Origin of the sequence: Pseudomonas sp. ML2-2023-6 (assembly GCF_037055265.1) — a bacterium.
In the GTDB taxonomy this organism is placed as follows: domain Bacteria; phylum Pseudomonadota; class Gammaproteobacteria; order Pseudomonadales; family Pseudomonadaceae; genus Aquipseudomonas; species Aquipseudomonas kulmbachensis.
The window spans coordinates 1,001,991-1,022,941 of record NZ_CP146347.1; the positions used below are offsets into that span (position 1 = coordinate 1,001,991).

16 protein-coding genes and 1 riboswitch are annotated in these 20,951 nt (G+C 58.9%); of the genes, 10 read left to right on the forward strand and 6 right to left on the reverse strand.

Annotation, left to right across the window (positions count from 1 at the left end):
• Positions 1 to 156: 156 nt before the first annotated feature.
• A complete protein-coding gene (locus V6L79_RS04620) occupies positions 157 to 1,056 on the reverse strand; it encodes an energy transducer TonB (protein ID WP_261740579.1) in 900 nt (299 codons plus the stop codon).
• 76 nt (positions 1,057 to 1,132) lie between these two features.
• Complete coding sequence (gene gshB, locus V6L79_RS04625) at positions 1,133 to 2,086, reverse strand: glutathione synthase (protein ID WP_133075178.1); 954 nt, start codon at positions 2,084 to 2,086, stop codon at positions 1,133 to 1,135.
• A 235-nt stretch (positions 2,087 to 2,321) separates the two neighbouring features.
• Here gshB and pilG point away from each other — a divergent pair, with 235 nt between their 5' ends.
• The 7 genes from pilG to V6L79_RS04660 all read left to right on the forward strand — a co-directional run bounded on the left by pilG (position 2,322) and on the right by V6L79_RS04660 (position 13,008).
• Positions 2,322 to 2,729 carry a twitching motility response regulator PilG gene (gene pilG, locus V6L79_RS04630; RefSeq protein WP_261740580.1) on the forward strand — a complete coding sequence of 136 codons (408 nt, stop codon included), beginning with the start codon at positions 2,322 to 2,324 and terminating at the stop codon, positions 2,727 to 2,729.
• Between the two features lie 42 nt (positions 2,730 to 2,771).
• Positions 2,772 to 3,149, forward strand: a complete 378-nt coding sequence (gene pilH, locus V6L79_RS04635) for a twitching motility response regulator PilH (RefSeq protein WP_261740581.1) — start codon at positions 2,772 to 2,774, stop codon at positions 3,147 to 3,149.
• Between the two features lie 10 nt (positions 3,150 to 3,159).
• Positions 3,160 to 3,699 carry a chemotaxis protein CheW gene (locus V6L79_RS04640; RefSeq protein ID WP_261740582.1) on the forward strand — a complete coding sequence of 180 codons (540 nt, stop codon included), beginning with the start codon at positions 3,160 to 3,162 and terminating at the stop codon, positions 3,697 to 3,699.
• Between the two features lie 41 nt (positions 3,700 to 3,740).
• Complete coding sequence (locus V6L79_RS04645; protein ID WP_405046610.1) at positions 3,741 to 5,798, forward strand: methyl-accepting chemotaxis protein; 2,058 nt, start codon at positions 3,741 to 3,743, stop codon at positions 5,796 to 5,798.
• A gap of 27 nt (positions 5,799 to 5,825) precedes the next feature.
• The gene (locus V6L79_RS04650; RefSeq protein ID WP_338579875.1) at positions 5,826 to 11,687 is read left to right on the forward strand and encodes an Hpt domain-containing protein; all 5,862 of its coding nucleotides are present in this window, start codon (positions 5,826 to 5,828) and stop codon (positions 11,685 to 11,687) included.
• Positions 11,680 to 12,132: a chemotaxis protein CheW gene (locus V6L79_RS04655; RefSeq protein WP_261740584.1), complete on the forward strand. Its 453-nt coding sequence runs from the start codon at positions 11,680 to 11,682 to the stop codon at positions 12,130 to 12,132. The genes V6L79_RS04650 and V6L79_RS04655 overlap by 8 nt, the downstream gene beginning before the upstream one ends.
• A gap of 258 nt (positions 12,133 to 12,390) precedes the next feature.
• On the forward strand, positions 12,391 to 13,008 hold the full coding sequence (locus V6L79_RS04660) for a hemolysin III family protein (RefSeq protein WP_261740585.1): 618 nt from the start codon (positions 12,391 to 12,393) through the stop codon (positions 13,006 to 13,008).
• A gap of 10 nt (positions 13,009 to 13,018) precedes the next feature.
• Here V6L79_RS04660 and V6L79_RS04665 read toward each other — a convergent pair whose 3' ends face one another.
• Together V6L79_RS04665 and V6L79_RS04670 are read right to left on the reverse strand one after the other, a co-directional pair.
• Positions 13,019 to 13,867 (reverse strand): formate/nitrite transporter family protein, encoded by an 849-nt coding sequence (locus tag V6L79_RS04665; protein ID WP_338579876.1) that lies wholly within the window; start codon positions 13,865 to 13,867, stop codon positions 13,019 to 13,021.
• Between the two features lie 170 nt (positions 13,868 to 14,037).
• Positions 14,038 to 14,439 (reverse strand): acyl-CoA thioesterase, encoded by a 402-nt coding sequence (locus V6L79_RS04670; protein WP_019409147.1) that lies wholly within the window; start codon positions 14,437 to 14,439, stop codon positions 14,038 to 14,040.
• A 195-nt stretch (positions 14,440 to 14,634) separates the two neighbouring features.
• A riboswitch (S-adenosyl-L-homocysteine riboswitch) is annotated at positions 14,635 to 14,741 on the forward strand.
• A gap of 22 nt (positions 14,742 to 14,763) precedes the next feature.
• On the opposite strand from V6L79_RS04670, the gene ahcY reads away from it, so the two are divergent.
• The 3 genes from ahcY to V6L79_RS04685 all read left to right on the forward strand — a co-directional run bounded on the left by ahcY (position 14,764) and on the right by V6L79_RS04685 (position 19,393).
• Positions 14,764 to 16,173, forward strand: a complete 1,410-nt coding sequence (gene ahcY / locus V6L79_RS04675) for an adenosylhomocysteinase (RefSeq protein WP_261740587.1) — start codon at positions 14,764 to 14,766, stop codon at positions 16,171 to 16,173.
• Positions 16,174 to 16,275: 102 nt separating this feature from the next.
• Entirely contained in the window at positions 16,276 to 17,121 is an 846-nt protein-coding gene (metF, locus tag V6L79_RS04680) for a methylenetetrahydrofolate reductase [NAD(P)H] (protein WP_261740588.1), read from the forward strand.
• 418 nt (positions 17,122 to 17,539) lie between these two features.
• Positions 17,540 to 19,393: a DEAD/DEAH box helicase gene (locus V6L79_RS04685; protein WP_261740589.1), complete on the forward strand. Its 1,854-nt coding sequence runs from the start codon at positions 17,540 to 17,542 to the stop codon at positions 19,391 to 19,393.
• Positions 19,394 to 19,518: 125 nt separating this feature from the next.
• On the opposite strand, the gene V6L79_RS04690 is transcribed toward V6L79_RS04685, so the two are convergent.
• Both V6L79_RS04690 and V6L79_RS04695 read right to left on the reverse strand, forming a co-directional pair.
• Positions 19,519 to 20,094: a YceI family protein gene (locus tag V6L79_RS04690; protein ID WP_338579877.1), complete on the reverse strand. Its 576-nt coding sequence runs from the start codon at positions 20,092 to 20,094 to the stop codon at positions 19,519 to 19,521.
• A gap of 32 nt (positions 20,095 to 20,126) precedes the next feature.
• Positions 20,127 to 20,678, reverse strand: coding sequence for a cytochrome b (locus V6L79_RS04695; protein WP_321838166.1), 552 nt, complete (start codon positions 20,676 to 20,678; stop codon positions 20,127 to 20,129).
• Positions 20,679 to 20,951: the final 273 nt, after the last annotated feature.

Genomic DNA, 20,951 nt, shown 5'->3' on the forward strand with positions numbered 1-20,951 from the left:
TAGTGTGGCGCTGGCAACGTGAACTGACAAGTTTGAAGCTTAATATTACTGGGTCTTTGTGGGAGCGGGCTTGCTCGCGATACAGGCGGCGCGGTTTAACGGTAAAACGCAGCGCTCCAATCGCGAGCAAGCCCGCTCCCACAGCTGCCCTGTGTATCAGTTACTGGAAAGCCGGTCGCCTTGGGCGAATTTCCAGGTGCGGATGATTTCCAGTCGGTCGATGTCTGCCAGGTCGCCAGTAAACGGTGCAAAAGGTGCGGCCAGGCGCACGATGCGTTGCGCTGCTTGATCCAGCAGCGGCTGCCCCGAGGACTCCAGCACCAGCACTTCGTGCAGCGAGCCGTCGCGGTTGATAGACACCAGCAGGCGCAACTTGCCGTAGATCTTTTCCCGGCGTGCCTGTTCGGGGTAATTGAGGTTGCCGATACGCTCGATTTTCTTGCGCCAGTCTTCTTTGTACCAAGCGCCCTTGTCGCGCATGGTTGAGGCCGCACTCATGCGGTAGATCTTCGGGCGTTTGGCGTACAACTGTTGCTCGTTGGCCAGTTCGGCCTCGAGGCTGGAGATCTCGCTGGACAGCTGGGAGCTGTCGAAGGTTGGAATGCTGGCCTTGGGCGCCGCTTCGGTTTTGACCTTTTGCGGCTTGACCGGGGCTTTTTTCGGCGCGGGCGCCACGGTGGTCACGGCGGCCTTGGGCGCGGCCTGGGGCTGCTCGGGTTTGGCGGCAGGCGGCGGAGTGACCTTTTTTACGCTGTTGTCCTGGAATGGTGCTATTTCAGTGGTCTTGGGCACGGCTTTTTTATCCAGCGTGCCGCTGCCCTGCTGATTGTCCTGGGCTAAAAAGTCCGCTTTTTCCGGGGCTTTTTCGCTTTTGAAGGTAGAGAGGGTGATCTCCAGGGTTTTGCTGATTTGTTTGGGCTCGCTCATGCTGAAACCCACGCCCACAATCAGCGCGATATGGATCAGCGCTGCGATAAACAGGGTAAATCCAAGACGATCGGCCGCGCGCACGCCTTTATGGCTGAGTTCGGGGGGCAGGTCGCTGGGGAGTGTCATGGCAAAAAGACCAACATCGCGGGTTTCACAGGGTGCGCATGATAGCGCAATGTTGGTCTATTACAGGCTTTGCAGATCAGCGTGCGGCGAGCTTGCGCTCAATGGCATCCATCAGCAGGGCGCCGATATTGGTGCCGAACGCATTGTCGATTTCGCGAATGCAGGTCGGGCTGGTGACGTTGATTTCGGTCAGGTGTTCACCGATCACATCCAGGCCGACAAACAACAGGCCTTTTTCACGCAGCGTCGGGCCAACCTGGGCTGCAATCCAGCGGTCCTTGTCGCTTAACGGACGGGCTTCGCCACGACCACCGGCGGCCAGGTTGCCACGGGTTTCGCCAGCCGCCGGAATGCGCGCCAGGCAATACGGCACCGGCTCGCCGTCGATCATCAGGATGCGTTTGTCGCCGTCCTTGATCGCTGGCAGATAGCCCTGCGCCATGATTTGCTGGGTGCCGTTGGCAGTCAGGGTTTCGAGAATCACCGACAGGTTCGGGTCGCCCACGCGGTGACGGAAAATCGACGTTCCGCCCATGCCGTCCAGCGGCTTGAGAATCACGTCACCGTGCAGAGCGGCGAACTCACGCAGTACATCGGCGCGGCGGCTGACCACGGTCGGCGGCGTGCACTGGGTGAACTGGGTGGCGAACAGCTTTTCGTTACAGTCGCGCAGGCTTTGCGGCTTGTTGACGATCAGCACGCCGTCGCGTTCGGCCTGCTCCAGCAGGTAGGTGGAGTACACGAACTCCATATCGAAGGGCGGATCCTTGCGCATCAGGATGACGTCCAGATCGCTCAAGGCCGTGTCGGTCTCGGCGTCCAGCTCAAACCATTTTTCAGGGTTGGCGAACACCTTGAGCGGCTTCATCCGCGCCCGTGCCTTGCCTTCATTCAGGTAAAGGTCCTGCTGTTCCATGTAGAACAGGGTCCAGCCGCGATCCTGGGCGGCCAGCAACATGGCCAGCGAGCTGTCCTTTTTATAGGAGATGCCCGCAATGGGGTCCATGACAATCCCGACTCGAACGCTCATGGCAAATTCCTCAAATAAATAGTGGGCGCAAAGGCTCTGAAAAGTGGCGCCAGAGTGGCGCTGAGTGTGGCCTCGGTCAAGGAAAAACCGCCACTTGGGTCGTTCGATAGATTGAAGGTCCTGACTGTGCTAAAAAGGCTCGCACAGTGCTTACAACCCTTGTCCATCAAGGAGTTGGGGTTTTAGGTCGCTCAGTTGTAACAAAATGGGTCGCCGTGGCGACGGTAAAGCAGATATGGAAAAGCATTCCAGCGCCTTGAAGGTGATGGTGATTGACGATTCGAAAACCATTCGCCGCACCGCCGAAACGCTGCTGAAAAACGTGGGCTGCGAGGTCATTACCGCTATCGACGGTTTCGATGCGCTGGCCAAGATTGTCGACCACCATCCGCACATCATCTTTGTCGACATCATGATGCCGCGCCTGGATGGCTATCAGACCTGCGCACTGATCAAGAGCAATCGGGCGTTCAAATCGATCCCCGTGATCATGCTGTCATCCAAGGACGGTCTGTTCGACAAGGCCAAGGGGCGGATCGTGGGTTCTGATCAATTTTTGACCAAGCCCTTCAGCCGTGATGAATTGCTGAGTGCCATCAAGGCCCATGTGCCCGCCTTCAACATCGTACAAAGTGCTCTATGACGCCCGGCCAGCCGGCCAACCACCTTATGAATGGGGAACACCATGGCTCGCATTCTGATCGTCGATGACTCGCCGACTGAAATGTACAAATTGACCGGCATGCTCGAAAAGCACGGCCATGTAGTGCTCAAGGCTGAAAATGGCGCCGATGGCGTCGCCCTGGCGCGCCAGGAAAAGCCAGACGTCGTGCTGATGGACATCGTGATGCCGGGCCTCAATGGCTTTCAGGCTACGCGTCAACTTACCAAAGACCCGGAAACCAGCTACATCCCGGTTATCGTCGTCACCACCAAGGACCAGGAAACCGACATGGTCTGGGCGCAACGCCAGGGTGCCAAGGGCTACCTGACCAAGCCGGTCGATGAAGAGCAGCTGATCCTCAAGGTGAAAAAAGTCCTGGAAGAAAACCCTCCAAAATGACGGTCACCTTATGCCTGGCGCACTGACTGCGTTCGAGCTGCTGCTCGAGATTGACCAGCGCTGTCGCTCACTGGCGGCGGGACTGGTGCCTGCGCAAGCGCAGCTCGACACTTGGAGCGGTATCGGTTTTCGGATCGGCGAGCATTGTTTTGTGGCGCCGATGGGCGAAATTGCCGAAATCCTCCATGAGCCGCGGTTCACTCTGCTGCCCGGTGTAAAACCCTGGGTCAAGGGCGTGGCCAATCTGCGCGGGCAATTGCTGCCGATCATGGATCTGTGCGGTTTTTTCGGGATTGAGCTGTCACCCTTGCGCAAGCAGCGTCGGGTGCTGGTGCTGGAATATAAAGACGTGTTCGTCGGCTTGCAGGTGGATGAAGTGCAGGGCATGCAGCACTTTGCCCATGCCGACCTCAATGCCAATACGCAAAACTTGCCCCACCCGATGTTCGCCCCCTATGTGCAAGGGCACTTTGCCGCCGAACACCTCTGGTGGGTGTTCAGCCCGTTTGCCCTGGCCCAGGCGCCGCAGTTCTGGGCGGTGGCCGTGTGAGCAGGCCTTCAGCTTTAAAACGGGACCTCAGGACCTGATCGATGACCACAGCCAATACCGCTAAACCAATGGAAGGGTCGCGCAGTCGTTCGCAGATCATCGTGCTTTTTATCGCCCTGATCGTGTTCATTATGCTGTTGTTCGCCAACTTTGCTTACCTCAACACCCAGTCCAACTACGACAAGCAGTACATCAGCCATGCGGGCGAGTTGCGCGTCTTGTCCCAGCGCATCGCCAAGAACGCCACTGAAGCGGCTGCCGGTAAAGCCGCCGCGTTCAAGTTGTTGATAGATGCACGCAACGATTTTAGCCAGCGCTGGGGGTATCTGAAAAAAGGTGACCCGGCCACTGGCCTGCCTCCCGCCCCACCTACCGTGCGCAAGGAAATGCAGTCGGTTCAGCGGGACTGGGAGTTGTTGCTGAGCAACGTCAATGCCATTTTGGCCAGCCAGCAAACTGTACTGTCGTTGCATCAAGTGGCTGCGACACTGGCCGAGACCGTGCCGCAGTTGCAGGTCGAGTACGAAAAAGTCGTCGAAATTCTCTTGCAGCGGGGCGCTCCTGCCAGCCAGGTGGCACTGGCTCAGCGTCAGTCATTACTGGCCGAGCGGATTTTGGGCGCGGTGAATACGGTGCTGGCCGGTGACGAAAATGCGGCCCAGGCTGCCGGAGCCTTCGGGCGTGATGCCAACCGCTTCGGGCAAGTGCTCAACGGAATGTTGGAAGGCAATGACGGGCTGAGAATTACCCAGGTCGAAGACAAGGACGCCCGCGCCCGTTTGCAGGAGATTTCCGAACTGTTCCAGTTTGTATCCGGTTCAGTGGATGAAATCCTCGAAACCTCGCCGCAGTTGTTCCACGTACGTGAAGCAGCGAACAGTATTTTCAGTCTGTCGCAAACCCTGCTCGACGAAGCGTCGTCCTTGGCCAACGGCTTTGAAAACCTCGCCAGCGGGCGTTCGCTCGACATCATCGGCGGTTACGTACTGGGCTTGCTGGCGCTGGCATCAATTATCCTGATCGGGTTGGTGATGGTGCGCGAGACCAATCGCCAGTTGCGCGAAACCGCTGAAAAGAACGAACGAAATCAGAACGCGATCATGCGTTTGCTCGACGAAATTGCCGATCTGGCCGACGGCGACCTGACCGTGACCGCGTCGGTCACCGAAGATTTCACCGGCGCGATTGCCGACTCGATCAATTACTCCATCGACCAACTGCGCGAACTGGTGGCCACTATCAACCTCACAGCGGGCCAGGTCGCGGCCGCCGTGCAGGAAACCCAAGCCACCGCGATGCAATTGGCCGAGGCCTCCGAGCATCAGGCCCAGCAAATTTCCGAGGCTTCGGGGGCGATCCAGCAAATGGCCCATTCCATCGATCAGGTATCGGCCAACGCCTCTGAATCTTCCGCGGTGGCAGAACGCTCCGTGGCGATTGCCAACAAAGGCAATGAAGTGGTGCACAACACCATCCACGGCATGGACAACATTCGAGATCAGATTCAGGACACGGCCAAGCGGATCAAACGCTTGGGCGAGTCTTCCCAGGAAATCGGCGACATTGTCAGCCTGATTGACGATATTGCTGATCAGACCAATATTCTGGCGTTGAATGCGGCAATTCAGGCCTCGATGGCCGGTGATGCAGGGCGCGGGTTTGCCGTGGTGGCGGACGAAGTGCAGCGCTTGGCTGAGCGCTCATCGGCCGCCACGCGGCAAATTGAGACGCTGGTGCGGGCGATTCAGGCGGACACCAACGAGGCGGTCATCTCCATGGAACAAACCACCACCGAAGTGGTGCGCGGTGCCCGTCTGGCCCATGACGCCGGTGTGGCGCTGGAGGAGATCGAAGGCGTGTCGCAAAACCTGGCGGACTTGATTCAAAGCATCTCCAATGCCGCGCAACAGCAGACCACCTCGGCGGCGCAGATTTCCTTGACCATGAACGTCATTCAGCAAATCACCAACCAGACCTCGTCCGGTTCCACAGCGACCGCCGACAGCATCGGCAACCTGGCCAAAATGGCCAGCCAGCTGCGGCGCTCGGTGTCCGGTTTCACCTTGCCCGCTCCGCCAAAAGACCTTGGGCCACAGTAATGCGCTGCAATTCTGACTGGAGTCGTTATGGTTGACCGGCACGACTATGTGGCCCTTGAGTGGGTTAAAGGCGAAATTGCCTTCACCCTGAAACAGGCCCGAACGGCGCTGGATACCTACGCGCAACAGCCTGCTGCTGACACGCTGGAGCAGTGTCTGGCGTGCATACATCAGGTGCATGGCAGCTTGCTGATGGTCGAATTCTATGGCGCAGCCTTGCTGGCTGAAGAGATGGAGCAACTGGTGATTGCCCTGCAACAGGGCCGCGTCAACCAGCTCGACGAAGCCCTGCGGTTATTGCAGCAAGCGTTCAGCCAATTGCCCTTGTACCTGGACCGGGTACACAGCGCCCGGCGTGACTGGCCATTGGTGGTGTTGCCGTTGCTCAATGATCTGCGCACCGCTCGCGGCGAAGCGCTGCTCTCGGAAACCAGCCTGTTCAGCCCGCCCTTGCAGGTCTTGCCTGCATTAGATTCGGCGGCCCTGGAGCGTCTGGCCCCGTCTGAATTGCCGCGCCAATTGCGAATGCTGCGCCATACCTTGCAAGCCGCGTTTCTGGGCTTGCGCCGTGGCGAAGCAGTGCAGGCCAATCTGGAGCAAATGGTTGGCGTGTTCGCGCAACTTCAAAGCCTGTGCCTGGGGTCGCCGCTCAATGCTCTATGGAAAATCTCCGCGGCGTTGGTCGACGGCATGCTTAAAGGCCGGGTGCCCAACAGCCCAGCCCTGCGCAGCCTGCTGAAGAAATCCGACAAGGAACTCAAACGTCTACTGGAGCAGGGCATTGCAGCCGTCAACCAGCCCGCGCCCGAAGAGTTGCTTACCAGCCTGCTGTTTTACATCGCGAAGGCCGAACATCCGACGTCGAAAATGCTCGCGCTGAAGAATCACTACGAGCTGGATCAGGCCATGCCCGATGCGGCAATGGTTGATGAGGAGCGGGCGCGACTGGCCGGCCCCGACCGCGACGCAATGCGTTCGGTGGTGGCGGCACTGTGTGAAGAGCTGGTGCGGGTCAAGGAGCGCCTCGACCTGTTTGTGCGCAGTGATCGCTCGCATGTTTCGGAACTGAGCAGCCTGATGGCGCCGTTGCGCCAGATCGCCGACACCTTGGCCGTGCTGGGGTTTGGTCAGCCGCGCAAAGTCATTATTGATCAACTGGCGGTGATGCAAAGCCTGGCTCAGGGCCAGCGCGAACCGACGGATGCGGTGTTGATGGATGTTGCGTCGGCCCTGCTCTATGTCGAAGCGACATTGGCCGGTATGGTCGGCAATGTTGAGCCTTCGCAGCGCGAAGAGAGCCGCTTGCCTACCACCGACCTGATGCAGATCCACCAATTGGTGATCAAGGAAGCGCGCATCGGTCTGGAAGAAGTCAAAGACCTGATCGCTGACTATCTGGCGGCAGACCACGACCGCCAGCACTTGCAGCCACTGCCCGGGCTGCTGACGCAAATTCGCGGCGCGTTGGCGATGATCCCGCTGAGCCGTGCCGCCAGCTTGCTGCAAGCCTGCAACGACTATATTGGCGAGCGCGTACTGCAAGGGCCCGACCGCCCAACGACGGAGCAATTGGACCATCTGGCTGATGCGCTGATCAGTATCGAATATTACCTGGAACGACTGGCTCAGGACCCCGGTGCGGCGAGCGAGCGGGTATTGGACCGGGCCGAGAACAGCCTGGCCGAGCTGGGTTATGCCCCGGCCACGCACCCCGTGCTGCTACTCAATGACGTCCCCGCAGCACCACCGCTGAGGCCTGACCTGCAAGCGCAGAGTTTGGCTGATGCGCTGGCCAGCCCGCTGTCGGCGCTCAATCCGCCTGCGCAACACATGCCCACCAGCTTGCTGCCGCCGCCGGTGGATGAAGATCCGCTGGACGAAGAGTTGCTGGAAGTCTTTCTGGAAGAGACCGACGAAGTACTGGTCAGCCTGCACGACTGCTTGCCGCAGTGGGTCGCCAACCCTACGGATAACGTTGCGCTGGCCGAGCTTCGGCGCGGTTTTCACACCCTCAAGGGCAGCGGGCGCATGGTGCGTGCGCTGGTGCTGGGTGAGTTGGCGTGGGCGGTCGAGAACTTGCTCAATCGAGTTATCGAACACAGCGTGGCGCCGTCTCCACAAATTTACCAACTGCTCGAAGACGTGCTGGTGCTGCTGCCCGAGCTGATTCAAGCATTTACCGAGCAAGGTCAGCGTCAGCGCGAAGACGTCGACCAGTTGGCTGCACGGGCGCAGCGCCTGGCGCAACCGCTGCTGATTACTCAGGACAGCAGCTTCGACCCGCAGTTGCTGGATATTTTCCGGCAGGAAGCGCAAGCCCATCTCGAACGTCTAGACCGGTTTCTGGATCAGGCTCGCGTGCAGATGCCGCTGTACGCCAGCGACGACTTGCAGCTGGCCATGCATACGCTAAAAGGCAGCGCGCATATGGCGGGCGTGGTGCGCATGGCTGAGTTGGCCACGCCACTGGATCATCTGGTGCGTGAGTACAAGGCCCACCATATTGCCCTGGGGCCGGATGAAGTCGATCTGCTGCTGGAGGCCGACGGTTTGCTGCATCGTGGTCTTAAGCAGTTGGATATCGACCCGCTGGCCGATATTAAGGGGGCTGGCTCCTTGATCGAACGCACCGAGCAACTGATCGCCGCCCGTCTTGAAACCTTGCTCAATACACCTGCAAGCGGCTGGGTCCCCAAGCGTGATCCGCAGCGCATTGCCGAGTTTCTGGCCGAGAGCATGGACATCCTGTTTGACGCTGAAGAACTGTTGAAAAACTGGCACCAGAACCCCCGGCAGCGTGATGCTCTCGACAGCCTGCTGGACCAGTTGAGCACTCTGGCCGGGTCGGCGCACCTGCTCGACTTGCAGCCTGTTGATGGTCTATGTGAAGCCTTGCTCGACCTGTACGGCGCCGTCGAAGAAAGCAGCCTGGCAGTCAGTGAACGTTTCTTTGAAGCGGCCGATGACGCTCATGAAGCGTTGATTAGCATGCTCGACCAACTGGCTGCAGGGCAGGAAATCACTCCGCAACCGGAGCTGATCCAGACCTTGTACGGGCTGTTGCATGAAGGTCTGGCGCCCGACGCCACGGGACTGGTTCGCGGTGATGGCAGCCAGATCACCGAGCTGGGAACCGCCACCGATCAGTTGGGGGCCGATCAGGCCGATGAGTTCGACGAGGAGATCGTCGAGATTTTTCTCGAAGAGGCCGTGGATATTCTCGAAAGTGCAGGTTTTGCCCTGCAGCGTTGGCTGAGTGCGCCCGACAGTCTGGCGTCGCTGTCTTCCTTGCAGCGCGATTTGCACACCCTCAAGGGCGGTGCGCGCATGGCCGGGATCGAGCCGGTTGCCGAGTTGGCCCATGAGCTTGAGCATTTGTATGAAGGGTTGCTGGACCGGCGCTTGAATGAGAGCCCGGCCTTAAGCCGCTTGCTTGAGCGCAGCCATGAGCAGCTTGGGCTGATGCTTGAACAACTGCAGCACCAGCAGCCGTTGAGCGAGTCTTATGAACTGATCGAGGCCATTCGCGGGTTTCGCCTCTACAGCCATTCGCCTGTCGAGCCGAACAGCATCGAGCCCAAGTCAGATGTTGCGCTCAATAGCGGCGACCCGGAACTGCAGGATATCTTCCTCGATGAAGCTTTCGACATCCTCGAAAGCTCGGGAGCGGCCTTGTTACGCTGGCAAGCCGACCCGCAAAACCATCTTGAAGTGGAAAACCTGCTGCGTGATTTGCACACCCTGAAAGGGGGCGCGCGCATGGTCGAGGTCGCCGTCATTGGCGACCTTGCTCACGAACTTGAGACCCTCTTCGAAGATATTTCGGTGGGCTTTCTGGTGCCCGGTGCTGAACTGTTCGTACTGCTGCAGCGTTGCCACGACCAGCTGGCGCAAATGTTCGATGCATTGCGCAGTGGCCAGCCACTGCCTTCGCCCCAGGCGCTGATCGAGCAGATTCGCCAGATTGAGCGCAACACCCGGCAGGCGCCTGGCGCGGTGCCCAAGCCTGAGCCGGCGGCGTTGCCGGTGCCCGAAGGCGAGCGCACGGGGCTGGACACCCTCAAGGTGCCAGCCGAATTGCTGGAAGACCTGGTCAACCTGGCGGGTGAAGCCTCGATCATTCGTGGGCGGGTGGAGCAGCAGGTCAACGATGGGCAAGTGGCCCTCAACGAGATGCAGACCACCCTCGAACGGATGCAGGATCAGCTGCGTCGGCTCGACAGCGAAACCCAAGGTCGCCTGCACAGTCGCCCGCACACTGAAGCCGATGGCGTGGCTTACGACGAATTCGACCCGCTGGAAATGGACCGTCATTCCTTGCTGCAGCAATTGTCCCGCGCTCTGTTCGAGTCGGCGTCGGACTTGCTCGATCTTAAAGCCACACTGGCGGCCCGCTGTCAGGATGCGCACGGCCTGTTGCAAAAGCAGGCGCGGGTAAACACCCAGTTGCAAGAAGGCCTGATGGGCACGCGCATGGTGCCGTTCGAGCGCGTGTTACCGCGGCTTAAACGCGTGGTGCGTCAGGTGGCGAGCGAACTGGGCAAGCACGTTGAATTCAACGTGATCAATGCTGAAGCCGAAATCGACCGCAACGTTCTTGAGCGTATGGTGGCGCCGTTGGAGCACATGCTGCGCAACGCCGTTGACCACGGGCTTGAGCCTGCCGAGATCCGCCAGGCAAGTGGTAAGCCGGAGCAGGGCCTGATCAGCCTGGAGTTGTCTTACGAAGGCGGCGATGTGGTGTTCGACATGCACGATGATGGTGCTGGAGTGCCGCTTGAAGCCGTGCGCCGCAAAGCCATTTTACGCGGCCTGCTGGACCCCGAGGCCACGGTCAGTGACCGCGAAGTGTTGCAGTTCATCCTGCAGCCGGGGTTTTCTACGGCTGAAAAAATCACCCAGATCTCCGGGCGCGGCGTCGGCATGGACGTGGTGCATGAAGAAGTGCGTCAGTTGGGCGGCAGTATGACCATCGACTCGGTGGTCGGGCAGGGCGTGCACTTTCAGATCCGCCTGCCGTTCAGCGTTTCGCTCAACCGAGCCTTGATGGTGCAGTGCGCCGACGAGCAATACGCCATCTCGCTCGACACTGTCGAAGGCATCGTGCGCGTCATGCCCAACGAGCTGGAGGGTTACTATCAGCTCAACCCGCCGCTGTATCACTACGGCGGGCAAACCTACGAACTGCGTTACCTCGGCGAATTGCTGCAAACCGTAGGCAAACCCAAGCTGGTGGGCGAGAGCCATTCATTGCCGGTGCTGTTGGTACATTGCCAGGATCAGCGCGTGGCCTTGCAGGTCGACGCATTGGCGGGCTCGCGAGAAATAGTGGTCAAAAGTCTCGGCCCGCAATTTACCGGGGTGCAGGGGTTGTCGGGCGCGACCATCCTTGGGGATGGTCGGGTGGTGCTGATCCTCGATCTGCTGGCTTACATTCGCGCGCATCAGGCGCGTCAGCCGTTACAACGGGCGCATCACGAAGCGGTCGGCGCCCTTGAATTTATTCCGGCCGTGCGCCCGCCGCTGGTGCTGGTAGTGGACGACTCGGTCACCGTGCGCAAAGTCACCAGCCGCCTGCTGGAGCGCAACGGTATGAACGTCATCACCGCCAAAGACGGGGTCGACGCCATGAGCGTGCTCGAAGAGCACACCCCGGACCTGATGCTGCTGGACATTGAAATGCCGCGTATGGACGGCTTCGAGGTGGCAACCCGTGTGCGCAACGACCCGCGCCTTAAAGACTTGCCGATCATCATGATCACCTCGCGCACCGGGCAAAAACACCAGAACCGGGCGATGGCCATTGGCGTCAACGACTACCTGGGCAAGCCGTATCAAGAGTCGGTGTTGCTGGAACGCATCGCCTACTGGAGCAACTTTCATGCTTGATCATCGCGTGGGCAGCCTGACCGGTTTGCTGCTACCACTGGCCGACCGCTACTTGCTGCTGCCCAACGTAGCGATAGCCGAGCTGATCGGTTGGCAGCGCGGCGACCCGAGCAGCGATTCACCGCCTTGGCACCTGCGCCAGATCACCTGGCGCGACCGCGAACTGCCATTGATCAGCTTTGAAGCGGCCTGCGGTAGCCCCGTCGTTATTGGTGAGCGGGCACGTATCGTCGTGCTCAACACCCTGGGCGGCGATTCCCGGCTCAAATTTATCGCCATGGTGGTGCAAGGCATCCCGCGTTCTTACCGTCTGGACAGCCAACTGAGTTTTGTCGACGTCCCGCTCAGCCCGCTGGAGCGTGCGGCGGTGCAGGTGGGCGATCATGTAGCGAAAATCCCGGATTTGCTGGCGCTGGAACGATTGGTGTTGGGCGAGAAGGAATGAAAACCTGTAGTCGCTGACGAGGCACGAGGCTGCGATGGGCGACGAAGCGGCCCCTGCTTTTGAAGGTCCTGCGGCCCTTATCGCAGCCTCGCTGCGCTCCTCAGCGGCTACAAGTGTGTGCGGTACAAAGCATGTGAGGGCAAACCTGCTCTCACGGCTGCTCGACGATCGCCGCATTGCCCTTTAATTTCGCAACCCCGACCCTTATCTCTTAACCGGGTGACGCAGTCGCACTGTCAGTTCTTGAGGATGTTGCACATGTATCACGGCGAAAAGCTAAACGCCTGGACCCACCTGTTGGGAGCTGTTGCGGCAGCAGTAGGCAGTATTTGGTTATTGGTGATGGCGTGCCTCGACGGCAGCCCGCAAAAGATTGTCAGTGTGGCGATTTATGGTGTCACGCTGGTGTTGCTGTACAGCGTGTCGACCGTGTACCACAGCGTACGCGGGCGTTCGAAGGTGATCATGCAGAAGTTCGATCATCTGTCGATTTACCTGTTGATCGCCGGTAGTTACACCCCTTTTTGCCTGGTCACGCTGCACGGGCCGTGGGGTTGGTCGCTGTTCGGAATTGTCTGGGGCATGGCGGTGATCGGCATGCTGCAGGAGATCAAACCCCGCTCCGAAGCGCGCATTCTGTCTATCGTGATTTACGCGGTAATGGGCTGGATTGTGCTGGTGGCTGTCAAGCCGTTGCTGGCGGCGCTGGGCACCGCTGGCTTTATCTGGCTGGCCGCTGGCGGGGTGATGTACACCGTGGGGATTATCTTTTTTGCCCTGGATCACCGTCTGCGCCATGCCCACGGCATTTGGCATCTGTTCGTGATTGCCGGCAGCCTGCTGCACTTTGTGGCCATCGCGCATTACGTGATCTGACTCAGGGCAACTAAGCTTGCGGCTTGGGTTTTTGGGTGTCACTGCGAATCTGCGCATGACTGATCAGGGCAAAGATAAAGCTGCCACCGATGATATTGCCGGCCAGGGTCGGGCCGGCAAATATCAGCCAGAAGTCTTTCCAGGGCAGTTCGCCGGCAAACACCAGATACGACACTTCAGCCGTACCGACCACGATGTGGGTGAAGTCGCCCAGCGCCATCAGGTAGGTGATGAGGATGATGATCCACATCTTGGCGCTCTCCATGGACGGGATCATCCACACCATCGTCGCGATCATCCAGCCCGAGATGATGCCCTTGGAAAACATCTGACTGACGTCGTTCTCCATGACCTTGTGCCCTATTTCCAGGAAAGCCTTGTCGGTCTGGGTGTCGAAAATCGGCAAGTGCAACATCACATAAGCCACCAGCAAGGTGCCCATCAGGTTGCCCACCAGCACCACAGCCCACAATCGGAGCAGACGCCCGAAATTGCTCAGCGTGGGTTTACTCATGATCGGCAGTACGGCAGTCAGGGTATTTTCGGTGAACAATTGCTGGCGGGAGAGGATGACGGCCAAAAAGCCGGCGCAGTAGCCGAAGCTGGCTATGACCTTGAAGGCTTCGCCGCTGGGCAGGCGCGAGTTGAGCAACCCCATGGCCATAAGCGACAGGCCCATTGTGAGCCCGGCGGCCAGTGCCGACCAGAACAGGGCGGCGATGCTGCGCTCCAGCTCCTGATCACCCTGCAAACGAATGATTTCGTGCAGGACCGCTGCGCGCGGAGGCTGGTTTTTGGTGACGTCGTGCTTTTCTTCAGCCGACAGGTTGGGGGTTTTGCCGCTGTTTTGGGTGTCCATGAGGTTTCATGACCGTTGGCGTGTGTAAGCGTACGACACGCGCGGGGGCCAGCTGTTCACTCATGCCTGTGGGAGTTGGCTTGTCAGCGATGCAAACGACTCGGTATGCCAGAGAGGCCTTGGTCATGCATTCGCCGGCAAGCCGGCTCCCACAAAGCCCGGGGGATTAATCAGTCTTTCTTTTCATCGTCGAACTGATCTTTGACGTACTTGATTTCGGTACGCCCGTGCGGCGCCGGCAAGCCGTCTTCGCCCAGGTTGACGAAAACCATTTTGTCGACGGTCAGGATGCTTTTGCGGGTGATCTTGTTGCGCACTTCGCAGGTCAGGGTGATCGAGGTGCGCCCGAATTCGGTAGCAGTAATACCCAGCTCGATGATGTCGCCTTGGCGTGAGGCGCTGACAAAATTGATTTCGGAGATGTACTTGGTCACCACGCGCTGGTTGCCCAGTTGGACGATGGCGTAGATCGCGGCTTCTTCGTCGATCCAGCGCAGCAGGCTGCCACCGAACAGGGTGCCGTTGGGGTTGAGGTCTTCGGGTTTAACCCATTTGCGGGTGTGAAAATTCATATTCGCTCCTGACCGTCTTGCCTTAGATGCCTGCCATGATGTCAGACCACAGCCCTCATCTCTATTAACCTTGGACTATGGTCTCGATTAAGCAAATCAAAATGCCGTGGATAAATCCTTGGGAACATCGGCGCGGATGGCTATAATCACCCCCGCTTCAAAACGGTCATTTTTACCCAGTACCGTTCCCGCCACCTGTCCGAGGGGCGCTGCAGCAGGTTCAACCTGTCAGGCTCGGATGGGGCGTTGTTTGTTCAGGGCTCCCTGTTCAGGCACTAAACGCACAACGGCGCCCATTCGCGATTAAACGAATGGAGGCTCTTGATGAGCGCTGTAAACACGCCTGCAGGTTTTACCGACTATAAAGTCGCTGATATGTCCCTCGCCCAATGGGGCCGTCGCGAAACCTTTATCGCCGAGTCCGAAATGCCAGCCCTGATGGGTCTGCGCCGCCGTTATGCCGCAGAACAACCGCTCAAGGGCGCGAAGATTCTGGGCTGCATTCACATGACCATCCAGACTGCCGTGCTGATCGAAACCCTGGTTGCCCTGGGTGCCGAAGTGCGTTGGTCGTCGTGCAACATCTTCTCGACTCAGGATCAGGCTGCTGCCGCGATCGCTGCTGCCGGTATCCCGGTTTTCGCCTGGAAAGGCGAGACTGAAGCCGAGTACGAGTGGTGCCTTGAGCAAACCATCTTGAAAGATGGCGAGCCTTGGGACGCCAACATGATCCTCGACGATGGCGGCGACCTGACCGAGCTGCTGCACAAGAAATACCCGGCCATGCTGAAAAAGATCCACGGCGTGACTGAAGAAACCACCACCGGTGTACACCGTTTGCTGGACATGCTGGCCAAAGGCGAGCTGATGATCCCTGCGATCAACGTGAACGACTCGGTGACCAAAAGCAAAAACGACAACAAGTACGGCTGCCGTCACAGCCTGAACGATGCGATCAAGCGTGGTACTGACCACCTGTTGTCCGGCAAGCAAGCGCTGGTAATCGGTTACGGCGACGTGGGCAAGGGTTCGGCCCAGTCCCTGCGTCAGGAAGGCATGATCGTTAAAGTGTCGGAAATCGACCCGATCTGCGCCATGCAAGCGTGCATGGACGGCTACGAAGTGGTTTCGCCGTTCATCAACGGCCAGAACGATGGTACTGCTGCCAGCATCGACGCTGCACTGCTGGGCAAGATCGACCTGATCGTGACCACCACCGGTAACGTCAACGTGTGCGACAAAAACATGCTGGCTGCGCTGAAAAAACGTGCAGTAGTGTGCAACATCGGTCACTTCGACAACGAAATCGACACCGCTTTCATGCGCAAAAACTGGGCATGGGAAGAAGTGAAGCCACAGGTTCACAAGGTTCACCGTACTGGCCTGGGCGAATTCGACCCACAGAACGACGACTACCTGATCCTGCTGGCCGAAGGCCGTCTGGTTAACCTGGGCAATGCCACGGGTCACCCAAGCCGCATCATGGACGGTTCGTTCGCCAACCAGGTTCTGGCTCAGATCTTCCTGTTCGCGCAGAAGTACGCTGACCTGCCGGCAGAGCTGCAAGCCGAGCGCCTGACTGTAGAAGTTCTGCCGAAGAAGCTGGACGAAGAAGTGGCCCTGGAAATGGTTCGCGGCTTCGGTGGCGTTGTGACGCAACTGACCAAGACTCAGGCCGACTACATCGGTGTGACCGTCGAAGGCCCGTTCAAGCCAGACGCTTACCGCTACTGATTAAAAAAGGCGGTCAGGCTTGCACTGACCGCCTTTTTTTTGTGTGAGAGTTCAGCGTCAGGGGGCGCCTTAACCCCCCTTCGCGTACGCAAGGGTATTCCCATGTCTCAAGACCGTCGTTTCAGCTTCGAGTTCTTCCCGACCAAGACCGATGCTGGACATGAAAAACTGATGAACACGGCTCGCCAACTGGCGACCTACAACCCGGATTTTTTCTCCTGCACCTATGGTGCCGGTGGCTCGACCCGCGACCGCACGATCAATACCGTGCTGCAGCTGGAGAGCGAAGTAAAAGTGCCTGCGGCTCCGCACCTGTCGTGCGTGGGTGACAGCAAGGCCGATTTGCGCGGCCTGTTGACCCAGTACAAGGCTGCAGGCATCAAGCGCATCGTTGCCCTGCGTGGCGACCTGCCTTCGGGCATGGGCATGGCCAGCGGCGAGTTGCGCTACGCCAATGACCTGGTGAGTTTCATTCGGGAAGAAACCGGTGATCACTTCCATATCGAAGTGGCCGCTTACCCGGAAATGCACCCGCAAGCGCGCAACTTCGAAGACGATATCAGCAACTTCGTGCGCAAGGCCCACGCTGGCGCTGACAGCGCGATCACCCAGTACTTTTTCAACGCCGACAGCTACTTCCGTTTTGTCGAGCGCGTGGAAGCTGCGGGCGTGATGATTCCTGTTGTGCCGGGCATCATGCCGATCACCAACTACAGCAAGCTGGCGCGATTCTCTGACGCTTGTGGCGCAGAAATCCCACGCTGGATTCGCAAGCAACTTGAAGCCTACGGCGACGATACGCAGAGCATCCAGGCGTTTGGCGAACAGGTTATCAGCGAAATGTGCGAACGCCTGCTGGACGGCGGCGCACCGGGGTTGCACTTCTATACCCTGAACCAGGCTGATCCGAGCTTGGCGATCTGGAACAACCTGAAGCTGCCACGCTGATTCAAGACCTGTAGCCGCGGCCGCAGGCTGCGATGGGTTTGGTGCGCCACTGCGACGCAGCGGCCCCGGCCTTGATGCAGAAAGCGAAGACCCTTCGGTCCTTATCGCAGCCTGCGGCAGCGGCTACAGGGTTTTTCTTGATGCCGGCCGCGGCTACAAAAAAGCCGTTGGGCAGCATGAAATCGGCGCGCCGTGATTGCTCTGTTATACTCCGGGCTTTCCGCCAGGCTTACGCCCGGCCGCTCGTCCTTGTACAAGCCACTCAACCCCGCTACTGCGCAGCTCTTGCCCGCGCGAGCGGTGCGAATGAGCCTTGTGGACTGGAGCAGGACCGGACGGGATTGCGTCTCCTTAAACGCCATTCACGCCAGGCAAGACTATCCCTTTGGGCCAAGCCCTAACTAGAACAGGATTTCTCATGTCCTTTGCTTCCCTCGGTCTCTCCGAGGCTTTAGTCCGCGCCATTGAAGCTGCGGGCTATACCGAGCCTACTCCGGTGCAACAGCGGGCCATTCCCGCCGTGTTGCAAGGTCGCGACCTGATGGTTGCGGCTCAGACAGGTACTGGTAAAACCGGCGGCTTCGCTCTTCCGATTCTGGAAAAGCTGTTTCCCAATGGCCACCCGGACAAATCCCAGCGCCACGGCCCACGCCAACCACGCGTGCTGGTCCTGACCCCAACCCGCGAACTTGCCGCCCAGGTGCACGAGAGCTTCAAGCTCTACGCCCGCGACTTGAAGTTCGTCAGCGCCTGCGTGTTTGGCGGTGTCGGCACCAACCCTCAGGTCCAGGCTCTGGCCCGTGGTGTTGACGTACTGGTTGCCTGCCCGGGTCGTTTGCTCGACCTGGCTGGTCAAGGCAGCGTTGACTTGTCCCACGTTGAAATCCTGGTGCTCGACGAAGCTGACCGGATGCTCGACATGGGCTTCGTCCATGACGTGAAAAAAGTCCTCGCACGTCTGCCGTCCAAGCGTCAAAACCTGCTGTTTTCGGCGACGTTCTCCAAGGACATCACTGATCTGGCCGGCAAGTTGCTGCGCAACCCGGAACGCATCGAAGTTACGCCGCCCAACACGACGGTCGAGCGTATCGAACAGCGTGTTTTCCGTTTGCCTGCCACCCACAAGCGTGCGCTGCTGGCTCACTTGATCACCGCAGGCGCCTGGGAACAGGTTCTGGTCTTTACTCGTACCAAGCATGGCGCCAACCGCCTGGCTGAGTACCTGGACAAGCATGGCCTTAGCGCCGTAGCCATCCACGGTAACAAGAGCCAGAACGCGCGGACCAAAGCCCTGGCCGACTTTAAAGCCGGTGCCGTACGCATTCTGGTAGCGACCGATATTGCCGCTCGCGGTCTGGATATCGATCAGCTGCCACACGTGGTCAACTTCGAGCTGCCAAACGTCGATGAAGACTACGTTCACCGTATCGGCCGTACTGGCCGTGCCGGTCGTTCGGGCGAGGCGATCTCGCTGGTTGCTCCGGACGAAGAAAAACTGCTGAAAAGCATCGAGCGCATGACCCGCCAGAAAATCGCCGATGGCGACCTGATGGGTTTTGACTCCAGCACCGTAGAAGCTGAAAAGCCTGAAGTGCGCGAGCGTCCGGATGTGCGTAACCCGCGCAACCCGCCACGTGGTCCTCGTGGCGACGGTCCGGGTAACCCGGGCGGTGGCGGCGGTCGTAAAGACAAAGGCAAGGAAAAGAGCAAAGAGAAGCCAGCCGCTGCTCGTAGCGAGCGTCCTGCTCGTGAGCAAAAGCCGCGCGAGGCTCAACCTGCCCGTGAACAGCGTCAGCCAACCCCACGTTCGGACGCCAACCGTGCGCCGGACGAGTTCCGCGATGACGATGTAGACAACTTTGGTAACCGCGCTGATTACGTCAGCCCGTACCAGAACAAAAACAACCAGAGCCGTGGCCGCCGTCCGGGTGCTCCTGCAACGGGTACTGGCACTGGCGCAGCGCCAGCAGCACGTACTGGTGGTCGTCAAAATGCTCCGCGTACCGGCAGCGGCGCCAGCACTGGCACACCGCCTGCCAAACGCAGCGGTCCACGCAGCGGTGCCCCGCGTGACGGTCAAGCCCGTCGCGAAAATCGCCCGGCCCGTGACGATGCCCGTCAAGAGCCAGCGGTTAAAGGCCCGCGTGAAAATCAGCCGAAGATCATGCACAAGGAGTCGAAAAGCGATCGTTTCCCGACACCTGAGCAGCTCGATCAACTGCCGAACCGCCCTCGTGGTGAAAAGCCTGCGCTGTTGACTCGCAACCGCTGAGTCCAAAGCGCCCTCACCTTAACTCTCTCCCAGAGGGTCAGGGTGAGGGGCTCTTGATTCACGCATAAAAAAACGCCCCGGCTCTCGCAAGCCGGGGCGTTTTTTTTAGCCGTATAAAAGCGCTATTACTTGGCCTTCATGCCTTCCAGCGAGATGTCCAGGGTCAGCGTCTGGTCTGCGCCCGGGCTCTTGATGCCGAAGTCGTTCAGGTTCACAGACGTGGTCGCGTTGAAGCCAGCGCGTTCGCCACCCCACGGGTCCTTGCCTTCGCCGTTGAACGTTGCCTTGAACGTCACTGGCTTGGTCACGCCGTGCAGGGTCAGGTCGCCTGTTACGTCAGCTGTTTTCTCGCCAGTCGGTACAACCTTAGTCGACTTGAAGGTCGCTTCCGGGAACTTGCTCACGTCCAGGAAATCTTTGCTGGCGATATGCTTGTCACGTTCTGCGTGGTTGGAGAACAGGCTGGCGGTTTTCAGGGTGACGTCAATTTTGCTGTCAGCAGGCTTGGCAGCGTCCCACGAGAAGGTGCCGCTCCAGTCCTTGAATGTGCCGTGAATAAAGCTGAAGCCCAGGTGGCTGACTTTCCAGTCGATAAAGGCGTGCTGGCCTTCCTTGTCGATGGTGTAGTCAGCAGCCATGGCCTGACCTGCGGTCAGCAGTGCAGTACCGAGTGCCAGCGCAGCGAGGGTCTTTTTCAACATGCGGTCTATTCCTTTTGAGTTGAGGTTGAGCATCAGGCTTTGCGCCCCAGCATACGGGTCAGGGTCGCATCACGATCAATAAAGTGGTGCTTCAAAGCGATGAGGCCATGCAGCCCGGCAAAAATCACCACGGCCCACGCCAGGTACAGATGCACGACACCGGCCACATCGGCCTGATCGGGCAGGTTGGAAATCAGTGCAGGTACTTCAAACAGGCCGAATACCGGGATGCCCACGCCTTCAGCGGTGGAGATCAGGTAGCCAGCGATCATTAGTGCAAACAAAGCCAGATACAAAAAACCGTGGCCCAGTTTGGCGCCGATACGTGTTGCCTTGCTGTAGCTGGCCAGGGCAGGAGGCGCCGGGCTGATCCAGATCCATATCACACGTAGCAACATTACTGCGAGCAGCGTCAAACCAATGCTCTTGTGCAGGTCTGGCGCTTCTTTGCGCCAAGGGCTGTAGTAGTCCAGACCAACCATCCACAGACCCAGCGCGAACAATCCGAACACTGCCAACGCAACGGTCCAGTGCATGAAAATACTGACGGCACCATATCGAGAAGAAGAGTTACGTAGCTGCATTGCCAACATCCTGTGGGAACTTGAGCCTAAGACTAATGGTTTACCTATCGAATGAAAGCGCATTTTTTCGCTGCAAGTTATCGATAAATACGATCTGTAGCCTGGGTGCCAATAATTAAGCAAACGTTAACAATATTTTGTGTCGCTATTGTTTGTCTTCAGGCGTCAGTAAGGTGCTGGGATTTGTAATAGGTTGTGACACGCGGGCGGATTGCATAGGCTTGCGCGATTGTTTACCCGCGCACGTCGGGAACCAGCGCCAGGAGAGTGGGA